This window comes from Streptomyces sp. NPDC015345, from assembly GCF_043078805.1.
In the GTDB taxonomy this organism is placed as follows: Bacteria; Actinomycetota; Actinomycetes; order Streptomycetales; family Streptomycetaceae; genus Streptomyces.
The window spans coordinates 271,260-290,782 of record NZ_JBIBTX010000006.1; the positions used below are offsets into that span (position 1 = coordinate 271,260).

General features: G+C 72.5%; 15 protein-coding genes and 1 pseudogene. 11 read left to right on the top strand and 5 right to left on the bottom strand.

Annotation, left to right across the window (positions count from 1 at the left end):
* The first annotated feature begins 35 nt into the window (after nucleotides 1-35).
* The 4 genes from ACF062_RS25465 to ACF062_RS25480 all read left to right on the top strand — a co-directional run bounded on the left by ACF062_RS25465 (nucleotide 36) and on the right by ACF062_RS25480 (nucleotide 5,505).
* Complete coding sequence (locus ACF062_RS25465) at nucleotides 36-974, top strand: oxygenase MpaB family protein (protein ID WP_392141515.1); 939 nt, start codon at nucleotides 36-38, stop codon at nucleotides 972-974.
* Entirely contained in the window at nucleotides 956-3,193 is a 2,238-nt protein-coding gene (locus tag ACF062_RS25470) for a tetratricopeptide repeat protein (RefSeq protein WP_392141517.1), read from the top strand. The genes ACF062_RS25465 and ACF062_RS25470 overlap by 19 nt, the downstream gene beginning before the upstream one ends.
* 72 nt (nucleotides 3,194-3,265) lie before the next feature.
* Entirely contained in the window at nucleotides 3,266-4,819 is a 1,554-nt protein-coding gene (locus ACF062_RS25475) for a phytoene desaturase family protein (RefSeq protein ID WP_392141519.1), read from the top strand.
* 59 nt (nucleotides 4,820-4,878) lie between these two features.
* A complete protein-coding gene (locus tag ACF062_RS25480; protein WP_392141521.1) occupies nucleotides 4,879-5,505 on the top strand; it encodes a TetR/AcrR family transcriptional regulator in 627 nt (208 codons plus the stop codon).
* Nucleotides 5,506-5,507: 2 nt separating this feature from the next.
* On the opposite strand, the gene ACF062_RS25485 is transcribed toward ACF062_RS25480, so the two are convergent.
* Entirely contained in the window at nucleotides 5,508-6,293 is a 786-nt protein-coding gene (locus ACF062_RS25485; protein ID WP_392141523.1) for an alpha/beta hydrolase family protein, read from the bottom strand.
* Between the two features lie 124 nt (nucleotides 6,294-6,417).
* On the opposite strand from ACF062_RS25485, the gene ACF062_RS25490 reads away from it, so the two are divergent.
* Both ACF062_RS25490 and ACF062_RS25495 read left to right on the top strand, forming a co-directional pair.
* A complete protein-coding gene (locus ACF062_RS25490) occupies nucleotides 6,418-7,095 on the top strand; it encodes a GNAT family N-acetyltransferase (RefSeq protein ID WP_392141525.1) in 678 nt (225 codons plus the stop codon).
* 35 nt (nucleotides 7,096-7,130) lie between these two features.
* On the top strand, nucleotides 7,131-7,976 hold the full coding sequence (locus tag ACF062_RS25495; protein ID WP_392142023.1) for a PaaX family transcriptional regulator C-terminal domain-containing protein: 846 nt from the start codon (nucleotides 7,131-7,133) through the stop codon (nucleotides 7,974-7,976).
* Here ACF062_RS25495 and ACF062_RS25500 read toward each other — a convergent pair.
* Nucleotides 7,966-9,204 (bottom strand): FAD-dependent oxidoreductase, encoded by a 1,239-nt coding sequence (locus ACF062_RS25500; protein WP_392141527.1) that lies wholly within the window; start codon nucleotides 9,202-9,204, stop codon nucleotides 7,966-7,968. The two genes, ACF062_RS25495 and ACF062_RS25500, sit on opposite strands and share 11 nt — an antisense overlap.
* A gap of 166 nt (nucleotides 9,205-9,370) precedes the next feature.
* Between ACF062_RS25500 and ACF062_RS25505 the strand changes: the two genes are divergently transcribed.
* Both ACF062_RS25505 and ACF062_RS25510 read left to right on the top strand, forming a co-directional pair.
* A complete protein-coding gene (locus ACF062_RS25505; RefSeq protein ID WP_392141529.1) occupies nucleotides 9,371-10,483 on the top strand; it encodes an NAD(P)H-dependent flavin oxidoreductase in 1,113 nt (370 codons plus the stop codon).
* Nucleotides 10,480-12,030, top strand: coding sequence for an acyl-CoA synthetase (locus ACF062_RS25510; protein WP_392141531.1), 1,551 nt, complete (start codon nucleotides 10,480-10,482; stop codon nucleotides 12,028-12,030). Before ACF062_RS25505 ends, ACF062_RS25510 begins: the two co-directional genes overlap by 4 nt.
* Before the next feature lie 40 nt (nucleotides 12,031-12,070).
* On the opposite strand, the gene ACF062_RS25515 is transcribed toward ACF062_RS25510, so the two are convergent.
* A complete protein-coding gene (locus tag ACF062_RS25515) occupies nucleotides 12,071-14,482 on the bottom strand; it encodes a penicillin acylase family protein (RefSeq protein ID WP_392141533.1) in 2,412 nt (803 codons plus the stop codon).
* A 105-nt stretch (nucleotides 14,483-14,587) separates the two neighbouring features.
* On the opposite strand from ACF062_RS25515, the pseudogene ACF062_RS25520 reads away from it, so the two are divergent.
* Nucleotides 14,588-15,615: pseudogene (locus tag ACF062_RS25520) on the top strand (AMP-binding protein); the annotation flags it as partial.
* 219 nt (nucleotides 15,616-15,834) lie between these two features.
* Nucleotides 15,835-16,089 carry a hypothetical protein gene (locus ACF062_RS25525; RefSeq protein ID WP_392142025.1) on the top strand — a complete coding sequence of 85 codons (255 nt, stop codon included), beginning with the start codon at nucleotides 15,835-15,837 and terminating at the stop codon, nucleotides 16,087-16,089.
* 27 nt (nucleotides 16,090-16,116) lie between these two features.
* Here the strand turns inward: ACF062_RS25525 and paaK are convergent, their stop codons facing one another.
* Both paaK and ACF062_RS25535 read right to left on the bottom strand, forming a co-directional pair.
* Entirely contained in the window at nucleotides 16,117-17,403 is a 1,287-nt protein-coding gene (gene paaK, locus ACF062_RS25530) for a phenylacetate--CoA ligase PaaK (protein ID WP_392142027.1), read from the bottom strand.
* Between the two features lie 637 nt (nucleotides 17,404-18,040).
* The gene (locus tag ACF062_RS25535; RefSeq protein ID WP_392141535.1) at nucleotides 18,041-18,745 is read right to left on the bottom strand and encodes a bleomycin resistance protein; all 705 of its coding nucleotides are present in this window, start codon (nucleotides 18,743-18,745) and stop codon (nucleotides 18,041-18,043) included.
* Between the two features lie 134 nt (nucleotides 18,746-18,879).
* Here ACF062_RS25535 and ACF062_RS25540 point away from each other — a divergent pair, with 134 nt between their 5' ends.
* Nucleotides 18,880-19,497, top strand: coding sequence for a chorismate mutase (locus tag ACF062_RS25540; RefSeq protein ID WP_392141537.1), 618 nt, complete (start codon nucleotides 18,880-18,882; stop codon nucleotides 19,495-19,497).
* Nucleotides 19,498-19,523 lie beyond the last annotated feature (26 nt).

A 19,523-nucleotide genomic window follows, 5' to 3' on the forward strand; every position in this document is an offset into this window, starting at 1 on the left:
GCTGGGCCGGGCCGCCGCCAGGAAGGGGAGGCACCATGCCCGAGCCCGCGCGTGAGCCCGACCCCGGTCTCTTCGGGCCGGAGTCCGTGACCTGGCAAGTGCACTCCGACCCCATGATGTGGGTCGCCGGGATACGCGCCCTGTATCTCCAGGCCCTGCACCCCAGGGCCGTCCGCGGCGTCATGCAGAACAGCGACTTCCGCAAGGACGCCTGGGGGCGCCTGATGCGCACCGCCCGCTTCGTCGGCACCACCACCTACGGCACCACCGAGGCGGCCGAGAAGGCGGGCGCCCGCGTCCGCAAGATCCACGCCATGCTCGGGGCCACCGACCCGGACACGGGGGAGCGGTACGGCGTCGACGAGCCGGCGCTGCTGCTCTGGGTGCACTGCGCCGAGATCGGCTCCTACCTCCATGTCGTACGCCGCTCGGGGATCCGGATGACGGACGCGCTCGCCGACCGGTACGTCGACGAGCACCGGCACAGCGCCCGGCTTGTCGGCCTCGACCCCGGCGAGGTCCCCGGCTCGACGGCCGAACTCGCCGCGTACTTCGAGAAGGTGCGCCCCGAACTCGCCGCCGGGCCCGACGCCCGCGCCGTCGACGACTTCCTCCGCAGGCCGCCGACGCACCCCCTGCTCACCCCGGCGCGCGCCCTGCTGTGGCGGCGCGTGGCCGATCTGGCGTACGCCTCCCTGCCGTCGTACGCCCTCCGGCTGTACGGCAGACCCGCCCCGCCGACCGCCACGGTGACCCGCCGCCTGGTCCGCACCGGCACCATCCTGCGCACCATCCCCGCGCGTGTGCGCTGGCAACTTCCGCCGAAGCACATCCTGAGCGCCATGGCCCGCCTCGGTCCCGGCAGCCGCCCGGCCCCGTACAAACTCGACAGAGGGGACGCCATACTGGACGGGCCGGGGAGGGCGCAGCGAGGCAACGGGGGCGACAGCGCGACATGGCGGACACCAGGCTGATCCAGAGCCGCTACCGACTCCTGGATCTGATCGGGCGCGGCGGCATGGGCGAGGTGTGGCGGGCGCGCGACGAGTCGCTCGGGCGGCACGTCGCCGTCAAGTGCCTCAAGCCGATGGGGCCCCAGCACGACCAGTCCTTCACGCGCGTACTGCGCGAGCGCTTCCGGCGCGAGGCGCGCGTCGCGGCGGCGCTCCAGCACCGCGGCGTCACCGTCGTCCACGACTTCGGCGAGCACGACGGCGTGCTGTACCTCGTGATGGAACTCCTCGAAGGCCGCAACCTCAGCCAGCTCCTGGAGGACAACAAACAGCACCCGCTGCCCGTCGCCGACGTCGTGGAGATCGCCGACCAGGTCGCCGCGGCCCTCGCGTACACCCATGAACAGGGCATCGTGCACCGGGACCTGAAGCCCGCGAACATCATGCTGCTCTCCGACGGCACCGTGAAGATCTGCGACTTCGGCATAGCCAGGCTCGGCGCCGACATCGGCTTCACCTCACGCCTGACCGGCACGGGCATCGCCATGGGCACACCGCACTACATGTCGCCCGAGCAGATCAGCGGCGAACCCGTCGACCAGCGCAGCGACCTGTACTCCTTCGGCTGCGTGCTCTACGAGATCGCCACCGGGGCCCCGCCCTTCGACCTGGAGGACGCCTGGGCCGTCCTCGTCGGACACCGCGACACCACGCCCGCGCCGCCGCGCCGCCACCGCGGCGAACTGCCCGCCTACTTCGAGCGCATCGTCCTGGACCTGCTCGCCAAGGACCCCGCCGACCGGCCGCCGGACGCGCGTGAGGTGCGCCGCCGCGTCGCCGACGGACGCGCCACACCCTCGTACGTCCCGACCGTCGCCACGTCCCCGCCGCGCCGCCCCGCGGCGTCGTCCGCCGGTGAGGCGCGGCTGCCCTCCTGGACCCGCGGCATGACCACCGGACACAAGGCGACCGGCGCCTCCGTGCTGCGCGCCACACCGCCCGACGCGGCGGCCGGTCTGACCGGCGAGTGGATCCCGCGCACCGACGCGCGCCGGGCGGCGGCGCCCCCGAGGCCCGAGCGGCCCGCGCCGCCGCCGGAGCTGGTCGCCACCCTCACCAGCCGCCACAACGCGGGCCTGAGCCTCGGCAGGCTCGGCCGCTGGGAGGAGGCGGGCGAGGTCCACCGCGCGGTCGCCGCCGAGCGCGAGCACGCCCTCGGCCCCGACCACCTCGACACGCTCGCCAGCCGGTACGAGGTCGGCTTCACCCTCAGCCGCACCGGCCGCGCCGCCGACGCGCTGCGCGAGTACGGCCGGGTCGCCCAGGGCCGGGAGCGCTCCCTCGGCGCCGAGCACCCGGAGACGCTCGCCGCCCGCCAGGAGATGGCGTACGTACTCGGCCAGCTCGGGCGGCACTTCGAGGCCCACCAGATGTACACCTCGGTGCTCGCCGTCCGTGAACGCACGGCGGGCCCCGACCACCCGGACACGCTGCGCTGCCGTCACAACCTCGCCTACAACCTCAGCCGCCTCGGTCGCCTGGAGGACTCCTACCGGCTCGCGGAACAAGTGGCGGCGGCCCGCGCGCGGGTGCTCGGCCCGACGCACCCCGACACCCTGGTAACGCGGTACGAAGTCGCCTACGCGCTCGGGCAGTTGGGGCGCTGGCCGGAGGCCCTGCACACGTATCGGGAAGTCGCGGACGCGCGGGTGCGGGCGCTCGGCCCCGACCACCCCGACACGCTCGCCGCCCGCTATGAAGTCGGCATCAGCCTCGGCAGGCTCGGCCGCAGTGCCGAGGCCCTGAAGCTGTACCGCGACCTGATCGAGGACCGTACGCGCGTCAACGGCCCCGCGGACCCCGAGACGCTGCGGGCCCGGCACGGCCTCGGCGTGAATCTCGGCCGCCAGGGCCGCTGGGAGGAGGCCCTCGCGGAGGCCCGGGACGTGTGCGCCCTACGGGAGCGGGTCCTTGGCCCCGACCACCCCGACACCCTGGTGAGCCGCCGCGAGATCGCGGTCTGCCTCGGCTGGCTCGGCCGCTGGTCCGACGCCCTCACCGAGTACCGCGGGGTGGCGGCCGCCCGGGAGCAGGTGCTCGGCGCCGACCACCCCGACACCCTCGCCAGCCGCAACGACGAGGCGCACTGCCTGGAACAACTGGGCCGCGGCACGGAGGCGGTCGAGCTCTACCGCCGGGTGGCGGCGCTCCGACAGCAGCGGGCTTCCGGAGGCCTCTGAGCACACCGGGGGACCACCAGGCGTCCCGGACAGGCGGGTCCCCAAGCGCGGGCCCGCGTGCTAGGAAGAGTCATGCCTGATCGCGATGCGTACGACGCCGTCATCGTCGGCGGTGGTCACAACGGTCTCGTCGCCGCCGCCTATCTCGCCCGCGCCGGGCGGTCCGTGCTGCTTCTGGAGCGGCTCGGCGGGACCGGGGGCGCCGCCGTGTCCAGCCGGCCCTTCGCCGGGGTCGACGCGCGGCTGTCCCGGTACTCGTACCTCGTCAGCCTCCTTCCGAAGAAGATCGTCCGGGATCTCGACCTGGACTTCAGGGTGCGGACACGCACCATCTCCTCGTACACCCCGACCGAGCGCGCGGGCCGCCCCACGGGCCTGCTGGTCGGCGGCGGCGAAGCCCGCACCCGGCAGGCGTTCGCGCGGCTCACCGGCGACAGCCGCGAGTACGAAGCCTGGCGGAGCTTCTACGCCATGACCGGGCAGGTCGCCCGCCGCGTCTTCCCCACGCTCACCGAGCCCCTGCCCAGCCGCGACGAACTGCGCGACCGCGTCGACGACGCCACCGCCTGGCGCACCCTCTTCGAGGAGCCCATCGGCACGGCGATCGAGGAGCGCTTCGCCGACGACCTCGTACGCGGCATCGTCCTCACCGACGGCCTCATCGGCACCTTCGCCGACGCCCACGACCCGGCCCTGCGGCAGAACCGCTGCTTCCTCTACCACGTCATCGGCGGCGGCACCGGTGATTGGAACGTGCCCGTCGGCGGCATGGGCGCCCTCACCGGCGCCCTCGCCGACTCCGCGCGCATCGCGGGCGCACGGCTGCGCACGGGGTGCGAGGTGACGCGGATCGACACCGACGGGCGGCGCGGCGAGGTCACCTACCGGGAGGGCGACAGCGGCGAGCGGGCCGTCGCCGCCCGGCACGTCCTCGTCAACGCCTCCCCGCAGGCCCTAGCCGCCCTCCTCGGCGAGGAGCCGCCCGCGCCCGCCGAAGGCGCCCAGCTCAAGGTCAACATGCTGCTCAAGCGGCTGCCGAGGCTGCGCGACACCTCCGTCGACCCACGGGACGCCTTCGCCGGGACCTTCCACATCGCCGAGGGGTACGAGGAGTTGGCGACGGCGTACGCCCAGGCCGCCGGCGGTGCCACGCCCGCGGTGCCGCCCTCCGAGATCTACTGCCACTCGCTCACCGACCCGACGATCCTCGCCCCCGACCTGGTCGAGCGCGGCTACCAGACCCTCACCCTCTTCGGCCTGCACACACCCGCCCGGCTCTTCGCGCGGGACAACGACGCCGTACGCGCCGACCTCCTGAAGGCGACGCTCGCCCAGCTCGACGCGCACCTCGCCGAGCCGATCGCCGACTGCCTCGCGCTCGACGCGGAGGGCCGCCCCTGCGTCGAGGCGAAGACCCCGCTCGACCTGGAACGGGACCTGCGGCTGCCCGGCGGCCACATCTTCCACGGCGACCTCGCCTTCCCCTATGCGGATGAGGGGAGCGGGCGTTGGGGCGTGGCGACCCGGCACGCGAACGTGCTGCTGTGCGGGGCGGGCGCCGTGCGCGGCGGAGGCGTCAGCGGCATCCCGGGGCACAACGCCGCCATGGCCGCTCTGGGCGAGTAGCCGCTGGTGTACGGTCGGACGTCGATCACCGGCGCGAGCGACGAAAGGGGTGCCGCACGATGGCTTCCCGCCGAGGGGACCGAGGGGACGGCACGCCGACCTTCATCGAACAGGCCCGCCGCGGTCAGCTCATCGAGTGCACGATCGACCTGATCTCCTCCAAGGGCTACCCGGCGACGTCGCTCGCGGCGATCGCCGAGCGGGCGGGCCTGTCCAAGGCCGCGGTCCTCTACCACTTCGCGTCCAAGGACAACCTCGCCCGGGCAACCCTCGCGTACGTCGTCGAACGGTTCACCGCGTACGTGGACGAGAAGGTGGCCGCAGCGCCGGACCCGCGCGCGGCCGTCGTCGCCTACGTCCGGGCGATGATCGGCTACCAGCGGGACAACCGCCGTCACGTGCGCGTGATCACCGAGATGCTCCTCGACGACGCCGACGGCACCCGGCTCAAGAACCCCGGCGGCCATGACACGGCGGGCCGCTGGAACGCCCTCGCCGATCTCCTCGCCGACGGTCAACGGGCAGGCGTGCTGCGGGAGTTCGACCCGCCGACGGTCGCCCTGGCCATCGGCGGCGCGATCGACGGGGTGGTCGCGCACTGGCTCGTCCACCCCGGCCTGGACCTGGACGCGGCGGCGGACGAGCTGGAGAAGTTCACGCTGTACGCCATCGAGAGCCGCGACTGAACCTATCGGCCCGGTGAGCGCAGGAACCGTCGCCGGCCGTCCAGGAACCCGTCGGCGAAGAGCGCGCGAGGGGCGAAGAGCGCGGTGAGCGTGGTCCTCGTGCCGGACCGCTCGATGGACCGTTTGACCAGGGAGTGGGCCGCGTCCGGGTAATGCTCGACCGTCAGGGCGCCATGGCCCGCCAGCACCTTGCGGTGGACGCGTTCCGTGTCTGCGGTGTCCACGTTGAGGTCGTGCCCCGCGAGGACCAGCAGTACCGGTACGCCGCGCAGGGCCCGCAGATCCTCCGTCGCGTCCGCGCGGTGATTGCGGGAGATGAAGCCCCAGCGCGCGGCCGTCATGCCCTCGGCGTCACCGCCCCGCGCCCGCACGTACTCCTGGAAGGTAGCGCGGCGCCGCAGGAGCCGCCGGGTGGCGTCGCTCTCGGCCACCTCGGCGTCCACGCGGCTGCGGGACGCGCCGTCGGCCCGCAGTTGCGCGAGGAGGTGATGGCGGCCCTGCCTGAGCCAGTTGATGGCGGGCGAGACGGCGACGACGAAGCTCACCGGTGTCTTCGCCGCGACCTTCGGCAGGACCCAGCCCGCCTGGCCGGCACCCCACAGTCCGATCCGCCCACCGTCGATGTCCGGCCGGGCGCGGGCCCACGCGATGGCGGCGGCCGCCTCGTCGGCCCGGCCGGCCATGGACTGCCCGAGCCAGTCGCCGGGAGCGCCCGCGACGCCGGGCTTGTGCCAGGAGAGGGAGGCGTATCCGGCCCGTGCGTTCGCCTCCCACATGGGCTTGCTCACCTCCGGGATGAGGGGCGACGGGACGACGGAAACTATCACTACTCCAACGGTCGTGCTAGAAGTGATAGCTTTGGATCCCGGCGGCGGCGCGCGTCGCGGGCGGCAGCGGGAGAGGGGTGGCGTCATGGAAGCCGACGCGGTGGACAGGAGCGGGCGCGCGGGGCCAGGGGGCAGTGGATCCATCACGGTTCGGCGAGGCATCCCGGCGGGCGCCGAACCGCGCGCGGCCGAGCTGTACTGGGAGGCCTTCGGCCGCAAACTCGGTCCGGCGCTGAACCCTCCGGAGAAGGCGGTGCCCTTCATCGCCGCCCACCTCGACCCCGATCGCGCGGTGTGCGCCCTGCTCGACGGACGGCTCGTCGGCCTCGCCGGCTACCAGCTCGACGGGCGCTCCCTCACCAAAGGCTCGGCCGGTGCCGTGCTGCGCGCGTACGGTCGCGTACGGGGCTTGCCCCGGCTCCTGCTCCTCGCCCTCTTCGAGCGACGCCCGGCCCCCGGTCAGCTCGTGATGGACGGCATCGCCGTGGACGCGCGGATGCGGGGCCGCGGGGTCGGCAGCCTGCTCCTCGACGAAGTGGCCGCCCTGGCGGCGGAGGCCGGCTGCCGGGAGATCAGACTGGACGTGATCGACACCAACCCGCGCGCCCGAGCCCTGTACGAGCGCCGCGGCTTCACGGCCGTACGGACCGAACGCACGCCCTACCTGCGCGGGCTGCTCGGCTTCGGCGCGGTGACCACCATGCGCCGCACCCTCGGAGCGGGAGAAGCGGCGCGAGGGACGAGAGGAACCACGGAGCAGTGAGCGCCGAGAAGGACCGGGTCGAGGTCCCCACACGCATGCTCGTGCACGCGCTGATCCGCGAGGACGGCACGGTCGCCGCCGACGAGCTGTACACCGTCGCCAACACCCTCGGCATGAGCGACCAGCAGGTCAGGCTCTGCGTCAAACGCCTGGTCACGGAGGGCCGGTTCACGCACGAGGGCCGCGGCCGCAAGGCGGAGCTGCGGGCGACCGCGGACACCGTGCGCGCCCTCGCCCCGAACGCCGACTTCCTGCGGCACGCCTTCCGGCAGGACGCCGGGAACGCACCCTGGGACGGCGTCTGGCACCTGGCCGCCTTCGCGGTCCCCGAATCCGCGCGCACGGCGAGGGACACCCTGCGCGAGACGCTCGTCCACCTCGGCGGCTCCCCGCTCCAAGGCGGGCTGTACGTCTGCGCCAACGCCTGGGAGCCGTACGTCGAGGACGCGGCCCGCCGCATGGAGGTGCACGACGCGCTCACCCTCCTCACCACGACGGACCTGCGCAGGGGCACCACGCGTGACCCCGCCGAACTGGCCCGCGACCTCTGGCCCCTGCCGGAGATCGCCGACCGCTACCACCGCCTCGGCCGGGTCACCCGCCCGCGCCTGAAGCGGCTCACGGGCTCCGCCGCGCTCACCCCGGCCGAACTCCTCACCATCGCCATCGGGATGGCGGCCGAGCTCAGCCGCGCCATGGAACCCGATCCGCTTCTGCCGCCCGAACTGCTGCCTCGCCCCTGGCCCGGCACGCTGGCCAGGGAGCTGGTCGCCCGGTGCTGGGCGGCTCTGCGCGCCCGGGAGGAGGGCGGCTCCCGGCCGGCCGTCTTCCGCCTCTACGCGGACCTCACGCGGGAGGAGGGGGACCGGGTCACCGGCTGAGCGCGCGCCGGGCGAACTCCGGCGCGTGCTCCGGACGTACGCCGACGCCGCCGAGGTACCCCGCGACCGTCCGCAGCGGGGGCACCCGGCGCAGCATCCGCAGCGGCACCGGAAGCCGGTCGCCGCGCAGCGTTCCCGCCAGCGCCGGTCGCAGCAGCATCTCGTGCTCGGCGAGCTGCTGCTTCTGCGTCGCAACCGTCGGGAACAGGCGCCGCTTCTGCACCCGCGCCAGATCGCGCAGGTCGACCCGGCCCCGCCGCAGCGGCCCGGCGAGGATGCGGGCCGCGGCGACGGCGTCCTGCACGGCGAGGTTGACGCCGACGCCACCGACCGGCGACATGGTGTGCGCGGCGTCGCCGATGCAGAGCAGGCCTGCCGTGTACCAGCGGGGCAGGCGGCCCATGGTGACCTCCAGGAGCTTCACGTCGTCCCAGGAGCGGATCCCCGCCGTCGTGGCGCGGTCCCAGCCGAGCAGCGCACCCAGCCGGTCGCGGAACCAGTCGATCCCGTGGGCCCGCAGCTCGGCGTCGGTGCCCTTCTCGATGAGGTAGGAGGTCTGGTAGTAGTCCCCGCGGTCCATGGTGGCCGCGATCTGGCCGTCGCGGACGGAGAGGAAGACGCGGCCGCTCTTGGCCGCGTCGGGCGGTGCGGGCACGCCGACCTGCCAGACGTCGATCGGCACGTCGTACGCGACCGGGGTGAGCCTCGCGGCGGCGCGGACCAGGGAGTGGCGGCCGTCGCAGGCCACGGTCAGATCGGCGGTGAGCTCGCCGGACGTGCCGTCGGCGCTCCGGTACCGCACACCGGTGACCTTGCCCGAGGCGTCGGTGAGCAGACCGGTCGCCGTCGTCCGCATCCGCAGCGTGAACGACGGCTCGGTGGCGGCCTCGCCCGCCAGCAGATCGAGGAAGTCCCACTGCGGGACCATCGCGATGTACTTGTGCCGGCCGGGAATGTGCCGCAGGTCCCCGGCGACGACCGTCGTGTCGTCGATGCGCATCCGCATCTCCCGGAGCTTGCGGGAGGGAAGGCGGGCGAAGCGCTCCCCGAGGCCGAGTTCGTCGAGCAGGCGCAGGGTCGACGGATGCACGGTGTCACCGCGGAAGTCCCGCAGGAAGTCGCCGTGTTTCTCCAGGACCGTCACCTGGATCCCCGCCCGGGCCAGCAGCAGACCGAGCATCAGACCGGCCGGGCCGCCGCCCACCACACAGCACGTCGTGCGTTCCATGTCGCTGTCCTTCCTCCGTTGATGCGGCCAGCTTAACCGACCGGTCAGAGATCTAACCGTCTGGTTAGAAGCCTGACCAGACGGTCAGGAAATGGGTCGCGAAAGGAACTGACACCGCATCAGAAAATCTCTTCCCTCGACCGGGGCTCTGCGGCATCCTGCGGCCATGCAGACGGAGTTGAGCAAGAGACTGGGAGCCGAGCACGCCATCTTCGGTTTCACACCCTTCCCCGCGGTGGCCGCCGCCATCAGCAAGGCGGGCGGGTTCGGGGTGCTCGGCGCGGTCCGCTACACGGCGCCGGACGAACTGGCCAGGGACCTCGACTGGATGCAGGAGCACGTCGACGGCAGGCCCTACGGCCTCGACGTCGTCATGCCCGCCAAGAAGGTCGAAGGCGTCACCGAGGCCGACGTCGAGGCGATGATCCCCGAAGGGCACCGGCAGTTCGTCGAGGACACCCTCGCCAAGCACGGGGTGCCCGAACTCGCCGAGGGCGAGGCGTCCGGCTGGCGCATCACCGGCTGGATGGAGCAGGTCGCCCGCGACCAGCTCGACGTCGCCTTCGACTACCCGATCAGACTCCTCGCCAACGCGCTCGGTTCACCCCCGGCCGACGTGGTCGAGCGCGCCCACGCCCGGGGCGTCCTCGTCGCCGCCCTCGCCGGCAGCGCCCGCCACGCCCGCAAACACGCGGACGCCGGCATCGACGTCGTCGTGGCCCAGGGGTACGAGGCGGGCGGCCACACCGGCGAGATCGCCTCCATGGTGCTCACCCCCGAAGCCGTCGAGGCGGTCGCGCCGCTGCCGGTCCTCGCCGCCGGCGGCATCGGCAGCGGCGAGCAGATCGCGGCCGCGCTCGCGCTCGGCGCGCAGGGCGTCTGGCTCGGCTCCCTGTGGCTCACCACCACCGAGGCCGACCTGCACTCGCCCGCCCTCACCCGGAAACTGCTGGCCGCGGGCTCCGGGGACACGGTCCGCTCCCGCGCCCTGACCGGCAAACCGGCACGGCAGCTGCGTACGCGGTGGACCGACGCCTGGGACGACCCGCAGGGCCCCGGGCCGCTGCCGATGCCGCTCCAAGGGCTCCTCGTCGCCGAGGCCGTGTCCCGCATCCAGAAGTACGAGGTCCAGGAGCTGCTCGGCACCCCGGTCGGACAGATCGTCGGCCGGATGAACAGCGAACGCAGTGTCCAGGCCGTCTTCGACGATCTGACCCGCGGCTTCGAACGGGCCCTCGACCGGGTCAACCGCATCGCGGGAAGGGGCGGTCAGTCGTGAGCACACCTCCCAATGGGTTCTGGGCGCAAGCCCACGCCGACCCCGGCCGTACCGTCCTCGTCGCCCCCGACGGCGCCGAGTGGACGGCCGGCCGACTGCACGGTGGCGTCAACCAGTTGGTGCACGGGCTGCGGGCCGCGGGCCTGGAGCGCGGTGACGCGTTCGCCGTCGTGCTGCCCAACGGCGTGGAGTTCCTCACCGCGTATCTGGCCGCCGCCCAGGCCGGATTCTATCTCGTCCCCGTCAACCACCACCTGGTCGGCCCCGAGATCGCCTGGATCGTCGCCGACTCCGGGGCCAAGGTGCTCATCGCGCACGAGAGGTTCGCCGACGCGGCCGTCGCCGCGGCCGACGAGGCGGGCCTGCCGGCGACCCACCGCTACGCCGTCGGACACGTGCACGGCTTCCGGCCCTACGCCCAACTCCTCGACGGGCAACCGGAGTCCGCCCCCGCCGACCGCACACTCGGCTGGGTCATGAACTACACCTCGGGCACCACGGGCCGCCCGCGCGGCATCCGTCGCCCCCTGTCCGGCAAGCTCCCCGAGGAGTCCTACCTCGGCGGCTTCCTCGGCATCTTCGGCATCAAGCCCTTCGACGGAAACGTCCACCTGGTCTGCTCACCGCTCTACCACACCGCCGTGCTCCAATTCGCGGGCGCCGCCCTGCACATCGGCCACCCGCTGGTCGTGATGGACAAGTGGACACCCGAGGAGATGCTCCGCCTCATCGACGCGCACCGCTGCACGCACACCCACATGGTGCCGACCCAGTTCCACCGCCTGCTCGCCCTGCCCGAGGCGACGAAGGCCGCGTACGACGTGTCCTCCATGCGGCACGCCATCCACGGCGCCGCCCCCTGCCCCGATCATGTGAAGCGGGCGATGATCGGGTGGTGGGGCGAGTGCGTCGAGGAGTACTACGCGGCCAGTGAGGGCGGCGGCGCCTTCGCCACCGCGCAGGACTGGCTGAAGAAGCCCGGCACGGTCGGAAAGGCCTGGCCCATCAGCGAGTTGGCGATCTTCGACGACGACGGGAACAAGCTGCTCCCCGGTGAGCTGGGCACCGTCTACATGAAGATGTCCACCGGCGGATTCTCGTACCACAAGGACGAGACGAAGACCCGGAAGAACCGCATCGGTGACTTCTTCACCGTCGGGGACCTCGGGCTACTCGACGAGGACGGCTATCTCTTCCTGCGCGACCGCAAGATCGACATGATCATCTCGGGCGGGGTGAACATCTACCCCGCGGAGATCGAATCGGCGCTGCTGACCCACCCGGCGGTCGCCGACGCCGCGGCCTTCGGGATCCCGCACGACGACTGGGGCGAGGAGGTCAAGGCCGTCGTCGAGGTCGCCGAGGGCAGGGCCGCCGACGCCGCGCTCGCCGCCGAGATCCTCGCCCACTGCGAGCACCGGCTCGCCGCCTACAAACGCCCCAAGAGCGTCGACTTCATCGAGACGATGCCCCGAGACCCCAACGGCAAGCTGTACAAACGGCGGCTGCGCGACCCCTACTGGCAAGGGCGCGAGCGCCCCGTGTGAGCGGAGGCGGGCCGGGCCCCCGCGAGCCCGGCCCGCGACCTCAGCGGCGCTCGCGCACCCGCACCACCTTCAGCGCGGGATCGCGGTGGATGTCCTTCTCGCAGAAGCGTGACGTCACCCACCGCTCCTTCGCGTACAGCCGCGTCTGATCACTGTAGTGGGGCGAGTTCGGGTTGGAGGACTGCGCGTACGTCAGCAGCGTCCGGGCCTTCGGGCAGCGGCTCTCACTCCAGCCGACCGCCTGGACGTGGCTCGAACCGTGCGCGACCTCGGTGTAACCGCCCTCCGCGTCCCAGACCGCCTCGATCTTGTTCCAGACGCCCAGGGACTCCGTGCCGCCGTGGACCGGCAGGCGCTCGCCGCCGCGTACGACGTACTGGCCCTCGCCCAGCGGCGCGTCCAGGGCGATCCCGGCCCGCTCAAGATCGGCCACCGCGTCGGCCAGCGCGGCCGTGAAGCCCGGCACCGAGGTGTCCAGGGTGCGCGGGGTGCGCACCGGGTCGGCCGCCGAGAACGGCACCTTCCACAACCGCTCCTTCGGCACGGTCACCGTCAACGTGCGCCAGAAGCGGTCGAAGAGGAGCGCGCCACGACTGCCGGTGTCCATCCGGTGGTCCCAGCGCGCCAGCACCTCGCAGGCCTCGCGCACGTCGACGGCCTTGCCGTCAGTGCCCCGCGCGGTGCCGCCGGGCAGGGCGGCGCAGGCCTTCGCCGTGTCGTCGGCCGCGAGATCGGCCGCGGGCACGCGGTTCGCGAACTGCTGACGCCGGAGGTCCTCGACCGTCAGACCGCCCTTCTCCGCCATCCCGGCGACGTCCTCCACCCCGCCGCGGGTCCGCAGCGAACGCTGCGTGCCGATGGTTCCGAAGACCCGCTCGTAGCCGGTGATCGGCCGGTCGGCGTTGCTCAGCCAGGCGCTGTCGTTGGAGTTCACCACGTACGGGGCGTCCTTCAGCGTCGGCATCCTGGACGGCCCGAAGATGCCGGGCTGCACCGCGTCCTTGTCGGAGCCGAGCGCGCACGCGCCCCGCGAGCCGTCGAGCACGGCCACACCCGACGCCGGATAGGTGACCTTGCCGAGGGCGGTGCTACAGCGCTCCGCGAGGTCGTCCGTGATGCGGGGGAGCACCTGCGACTGGGTGAGCAGCGAGTGACCGCGCCGGTCCGCCGCGACGGTGTTGACCCAGGGCAGCCCCTGCGTGTCGCGCAGCGACTTGAGCACGCCGGCCGTGGAACGGGCCTTGCCGAAACCGAGGTTGGTGTCGCTGCCGCGCAGGTTCACGGCGTTGGGGTCGTTCAGCGCGTACGCCGCGGTGGCGGACCAGGGCAGGGGCAGCTGCGGGCCGAGGCCGGTGACGACGGGGCCATAGCGGGTCCACCACTGGGTGCGGGTGACCGGGGCGCCGTCCTTCACCGGCACCGTGACGGTCCGCTTCGTCATCTTGTGCGGCTTGCCGTCCACCAGGTAGGTGGTCGGGTCGGCCGGGTCCAGCGTGAGCTGGTGCAGGTTCAGGGGGACGCCGGTGGCAACGGTGTGGCTCCACGCGACGTCGCCGTTGAAGCCGATGTTGACCACGCTGGTGCCGAGCAATGAGCCCCCGGACACGTTCAGTTCGCCCGGGATGGTCTGCTGCGACTGCCAGAAGCGGCGCCCGCCCTGCCAGGGGTAGTGCGGGTTGCCGAGCAGCAGGCCCCTGCCGTTCGCGGTGGTCTCGCCGTGGAACGCGACGGCGTTGGACCCCATGTCGGCGTCCCGCGCGGAGAACAGCTCCCGGGCTGCCTCGGCCGTCTCGCGCGGATCGGCCACACGGTCCCGGTCCTGGCCCGTGGCGCCCGGTGGCCGGGCCGCCGTGATGCCGTCGATGCCGCGCCCCTGCCCGCCGAGCACCTGCAGGGCGAAGCCCTGCCGCGCCACGTCCAGGGCGGTGATCGGGCGGACCCAGGCGGCCTTGGCGCAGGCCGGGTCGGTGATGCGGTTCTGCCTCAGCCAGGCGTTGTAGCCCGCCGCGAAGCCGCGCATCAGCTCCTTCACCTGACGGCTGGGTCCCGCCGGGGCGGGCCGGTCCAGGAGCTTCTCGACGGTCCGCGCGTCGCGTACGCCACGGAAGTACAGATCACTGCCGAGGTTTGTGGACGCCGACGACAGGGCGGAGCCGGGCGAGGCGTCGGGCCCGAAGTGACGGGAGCGTTCACCGCGTACGGTCAGGTAGCCGTCGGCGAGCGTGCACACCTGGTCGGCGGCCTGCGCCCAACCGGTGCCGAAGCCGAGGTTCGCGTAGTCCTTGGCCAGGATGTGCGGGATGCCGTACTGCGTGTAGCGGACGGTGGCGTGCAGACCGCCGCCCGAGGGCCCGGCGTCGCGCGGCGCGGCCGCCGCGCCCGCCGGCAGCAGGGCCGCGGCGGTCAGCAGCGTGACCGCGGCGGCGGCCAGTCGTCTCGTACGGGTACGCATGGTGCCTCCCAACTGCGCTGAGGGAAGGAGTGGTTGAGCGTACCAAGCGGTATGTCATCTGTGTCGTCCCTTGACCGGGCCGCCCAGGGGACCCAGGATCACGCCATGACGGGTGCACGTGACAACACGGTCGACGCGGTCCTTCGCCGCAGTGCCCGCCGCACACCGCGGCGCACGGCACTCCGCTACGGCGAGCGGTCCTGGACGTACGAGGAACTCGACGACGCCGTCTCGCGCGCGGCCCGGGTCCTGCGCGATCACGGTCTCGCGCCGGGCGACCGGGTCGGCGCCTACGCCCACAACTCCGACGCCTATCTGATCGGCTTCCTCGCCTGCGCCCGCACGGGCCTCGTCCATGTGCCGGTCAACCAGAACCTGACCGGCGATGACCTCGCGTACATCGTCCGCCAGTCGGGCAGCTCACTCGTCCTCGCCGACCCCGGCCTCGCCGGCCGCCTCCCCGCCGGGGCGGCGGCCCTGCCCCTGCGCGACACGGACGACTCGCTGCTCGCCCGGCTCGCCACGTCGGGGGCGTACGAGGGCGAGGGTCCCCGCGGTGACGATCTGGCGCAGCTGCTCTACACCTCGGGCACGACCGCGCAGCCGAAGGGCGCGATGATGTCGCACCGCGCGCTCGTCCACGAGTACGCGAGCGCGATCACCGCCCTTGACCTCAAGGAGAGCGACAAGCCCCTGCACTCGCTGCCGCTCTACCACTCGGCGCAGATGCACGTCTTCCTCCTGCCGTACCTGGCGGTCGGGGCCGAGAACACGATCCTCGACGCGCCCGACGCCGAGCGGATCTTCGACCTCGTCGAGGCGGGGCGCGCCGACAGTCTCTTCGCGCCGCCCACCGTCTGGATCGGCCTCTCCCACCACCCCGGCTTCGCCACCCGTGACCTGACCGCCCTGCGCAAGGCGTACTACGGCGCGTCGATCATGCCGGTGCCGGTCCTGGAGCGGCTGCGGTCCCGCCTGCCGGGGCTCGGCTTCTACAACTGCTTCGGGCGAGCGAGATCGGGCCGCTCGCCACCGTCCTCGGGCCCGACGAGCACGAGGGCCGCATGGACTCCTGCGGGCGGCCCGTCCTGTTCGTCGAGGCGCGCGTCGTCGACGAGCACGGCCAGGAGGTGCCGGACGGCACGCGCGGTGAAGTCGTCTACCGCTCACCGCAGTTGTGCGACGGATACTGGGACAAGCCGGAGGAGAGCGCGGAGGCGTTCCGCGACGGCTGGTTCCACTCCGGGGACCTCGCCGTCCGCGACGCCGACGGCTACTTCACCGTCGTCGACCGCGTCAAGGACGTCATCAACTCCGGTGGCGTACTGGTCGCCTCGCGCCAGGTCGAGGACGTGCTGTACGCGCACGCGGGCGTCGCGGAGGCCGCGGTGATCGGACTGCCGGACGATCGCTGGATCGAGGCGGTCACCGCGGTCGTCGTCCGCAAGGACGAACAGCTCACGGAGGCCGCGCTCATCGCCCACGCACGCGAGCACCTCGCCCACTTCAAGGCCCCGAAAAGGGTCCTCTTCGTGGACGAGCTGCCACGCAACGCGAGCGGCAAGATCCTCAAGCGGGAGCTGCGGGACCGCTTCGGCACGTCCTGAACCCCTCACCCCGTACGAAGGGCCTGGTCACCCCGTACGCAGGTCCACGATCCGCTTGAACTTGCCCACCGAGCGCTCGATCGTCTCCGGGTCCACGATGTCCACGCCCACCGAGACGCCGATGCCGTCCTTCACCGCCGCCGCGATCTCCCGGGCCGCCGCCTCCCGCCGCTCGGGCGGGGTGTCCGCGCGTGCCTCCGCCCGGACGGTGAGGGCGTCCATGCGGCCCTCGCGGGTCAGGCGCAGCTGGAAGTGCGGGGCGACGCCCGCCGTGCGCAGGACGATCTCCTCGATCTGCGTCGGGAAGAGGTTGACGCCCCGCAGGATCACCATGTCGTCGCTGCGGCCGGTCACCTTCTCCATGCGCCGGAAGGTGCGGGCCGTGCCGGGCAGCAGGCGCGTCAAGTCCCTTGTGCGGTAACGGATCACGGGCATCGCCTCCTTCGTGAGCGAGGTGAACACCAGCTCCCCGCGCTCGCCGTCCGGCAGCACCTCACCCGTGATCGGGTCCACGACCTCGGGATAGAAGTGGTCCTCCCAGACGTGCAGCCCGTCCTTGGTCTCCACGCACTCCTGGGCGACACCCGGGCCGATCACCTCCGAGAGCCCGTATATGTCGACCGCGTCGATCGCGAATCGCTCCTCGATCTCACGCCGCATCTCCTCCGTCCACGGCTCCGCGCCGAAGATGCCGACCCGCAGGGACGTCGTACGCGGATCCACGCCCTGCCGCTCGAACTCCTCCAGGAGCGTGAGCATGTACGACGGGGTCACCATGATGATCTCGGGGCGGAAGTCCTCGATCAGACGCACCTGACGTGCCGTCATCCCGCCGGACGCGGGGATCACCGTGCAGCCGAGCCGCTCGGCGCCGTAGTGGGCGCCGAGACCACCGGTGAACAGGCCGTACCCGTATGCCACATGCACCTTGTCGCCCGGCCTGCCGCCCGCGGCGCGGATCGACCGCGCCACCACGTCCGCCCACATGGACAGGTCACGCTCGGTGTATCCGACGACCGTGGGGAGCCCGGTCGTGCCGCTGGAGGCGTGCAGCCGGCGTACCTCGGACTGCTCGACCGCGAACATGCCGAACGGGTAGTTGGCCCGCAGGTCGTCCTTGGCGGTGAACGGGAAGCGCGCCAGGTCGGCGAGCGAGCGGCAGTCGTCGGGGCGCAGGCCCGCCTTGTCGAACGCCGCCCGGTAGAACGGGACGTTCTCGTACGCGTGCAGCAGGGTGTCCTGGAGGCGTTCCAGCTGGAGCGCCCCGAGCTCGCGGGGGCCGAGCCGTTCGCCGGCGTCCAGCTGCGGCGGCATACGCGTCATAAGGAGTTCTCCCGTCCCGAACCGGCGACCGATCATTCGGTCGTCGATCTTCCGTCGAGGTCAGTAATCCAGGCCCGGCGGTGGGCGTCAAGGGACCGCGCGCACCCGCTTCGAGCTGCGAAGGCCGGTCCGCGCCGGGTCCGTGGCGCATTGCCCGGGGCCGACCCGGGATGTGATGATCACGCCCATGCCGACATTCAGCGCGTACGACGGGACGGAGCTCGGCCACGGAGAAGAGCGCGCGGGCGGCCGCCGCCTTCTACGGCGAGGGCGCCTTCGACCCGCCCGCGACCCGAGCGGCCCTGGCCGCCGTGGCGGCTCCGGTGCTTGTCATCGCGGGGGAGTGGGACGGCGGCCCGAACCCCGCGCACGCCGAGGAGTTCGCGGGCCTCTTTCCTCACGGCGTACGCCAAGTGCAGCCGCGCGGCGGGCATGGCTGGACGACCCCGAGTGGTTCACACGGCGGGTGGCGGGGTTCCTGGCGCAGGATTAGAGACGGCGGCTCGGCGTCGCGGTCACGCCCGGACGTGACCGGGGTCAGGGCCGGGCGGCGCCCACGTCGCCGAGCAAGGTCACCGTCTCCGACCAGAGTTGACCCTGCGTCTGCTCGCCGCACTCAGGGGTTCCGTCAGGGGCTCAGGAGCTCCGTCAGGCGTTCCAGGTCGTCGCGCACCAACTTCCTCTGCTCTTCCGTGAGACGGACCGATGTGGCCTTGTCCAGCATGTGCTGGGCTGTGGTGTCGTCATCCAGGCGGTACGCCACTTCGGCGCGCAGGAGCAGGAGTTGTGCCGCCTGGAGAGGTGTCGGCCGTTCGTCCTCCAAGGCCAGCGCCCGGTCGATGATCTTCGCGGCGCCGGCCGGGTCCTCGTGCGAGTGGGTGAAGACGGTGGCGAAGTGCAGGGCGCGCGCGAAGGTCTCCTTCGGGGCGGGCCGGTGGTGCTGGTTCTCGCTGGTCTTCTGGGCGATCCGGACGCAGTTGCCGCCCGGGTCGCTCATCAGGAATTGCCGCGTGCCGTACGACATGTCCTTGACGGGTCCGATGCGGGGCAGGCCCCGGCTCGGGATCCTGCCGTACGTGGCCTTGAGGCCGGCTCGGAACGCGGTGTGGAGGGCGTCCACGTCGTCCGTGATGACGCAGCAGTCGCTGTACGACTCGGTGGGGTCGTACCGCTTCATGCCGAAGAAGTGCAGTTCGATCGCGCCGTACTCGACCACCGCGTAGGGGTTCGGGCTCTTCTGCTGGAAGGTCACCTCGAAACCGAGGGCGGTGTAGAAGTCGAGGACCGGTTGCAGACTCTGACAGGGGAGCATGGGGATCGTCTTCTCGACCATGCCGAGCAGCCTACTCAAAGTTGAATAGATGGCGGAGGCAAGCGGCGAACCGCTGAGTCGGCCCGCTGTCGGAAGTGGCCAATGGAAGCGATGAGTATGTGACCAGTGGAAGCGATGAGTAAGGGGAACTCTCCGTGCGACTCACCTCGGCCACGGGCCGTGTTCTCACCACCGGCGTCATGGCCGCCGCCCTGTTCGCGGGAAGCGCCGTGGCGGTCGCCGCACCCGTAGGGACCGGCGCCGGGGACGCCGCCGCATCCCATGGGTCGTACGCCCGACTGCACCCGCTCGCCGAGCTGTCCGCGCGGCGCCTGGCCACGGCCGACCTCGTCGCCGCCGCCAAGTACGGCACGGGCAGCCCGATCGACGACTCGGGCCGCGAGAAGCAGGTCCTGGACGCCGTGGCCCGAGCGGCGCGGGAGGCCGGCGGCGACCCCGAGGCCACCGTGCGGATCTTCCGGGATCAGATCGAGGCCAACAAAGTGGTGCAGCGGGAGCTGTTCCGGCGCTGGGACGCCACCCCATCACAGGCGCCGCAGGCGCGGCCCGACCTCGCCGAGGTCCGTGAGGAGATCAACCGGATCAACACGGACCTGGTGCGGGGCATCGCGGCCTCAGCGGGCGCGCGGACGGCGCCGTCCTGCGGGGGAGTCCTGACCGCCGCCACCGCGCACGTCCGGCACACCGACCGTCTCGACGCCCTCCATGCGCTCGTCCTGGGGCGGGCATTGCGGTCCGTCTGCGCGCCGTGACACCCGCTCGTAGGCGAACCGCGGCA

Excerpts from the sequence above, each read along its gene's own strand:
- ACF062_RS25515 (WP_392141533.1), bottom strand. The coding sequence starts at position 14,482 with ATGCGTACCCGTACGAGACGACTGGCCGCCGCCGCGGTCACGCTGCTG.
- ACF062_RS25475 (WP_392141519.1), top strand. The coding sequence starts at position 3,266 with ATGCCTGATCGCGATGCGTACGACGCCGTCATCGTCGGCGGTGGTCAC.
- ACF062_RS25470 (WP_392141517.1), top strand. The coding sequence starts at position 956 with ATGGCGGACACCAGGCTGATCCAGAGCCGCTACCGACTCCTGGATCTG.
- ACF062_RS25535 (WP_392141535.1), bottom strand. The coding sequence starts at position 18,745 with ATGGTCGAGAAGACGATCCCCATGCTCCCCTGTCAGAGTCTGCAACCG.
- ACF062_RS25500 (WP_392141527.1), bottom strand. The coding sequence starts at position 9,204 with ATGGAACGCACGACGTGCTGTGTGGTGGGCGGCGGCCCGGCCGGTCTG.
- ACF062_RS25480 (WP_392141521.1), top strand. The coding sequence starts at position 4,879 with ATGGCTTCCCGCCGAGGGGACCGAGGGGACGGCACGCCGACCTTCATC.
- ACF062_RS25465 (WP_392141515.1), top strand. The coding sequence starts at position 36 with ATGCCCGAGCCCGCGCGTGAGCCCGACCCCGGTCTCTTCGGGCCGGAG.
- ACF062_RS25490 (WP_392141525.1), top strand. The coding sequence starts at position 6,418 with ATGGAAGCCGACGCGGTGGACAGGAGCGGGCGCGCGGGGCCAGGGGGC.
- paaK (WP_392142027.1), bottom strand. The coding sequence starts at position 17,403 with ATGCCGCCGCAGCTGGACGCCGGCGAACGGCTCGGCCCCCGCGAGCTC.
- ACF062_RS25505 (WP_392141529.1), top strand. The coding sequence starts at position 9,371 with ATGCAGACGGAGTTGAGCAAGAGACTGGGAGCCGAGCACGCCATCTTC.
- ACF062_RS25495 (WP_392142023.1), top strand. The coding sequence starts at position 7,131 with ATGCTCGTGCACGCGCTGATCCGCGAGGACGGCACGGTCGCCGCCGAC.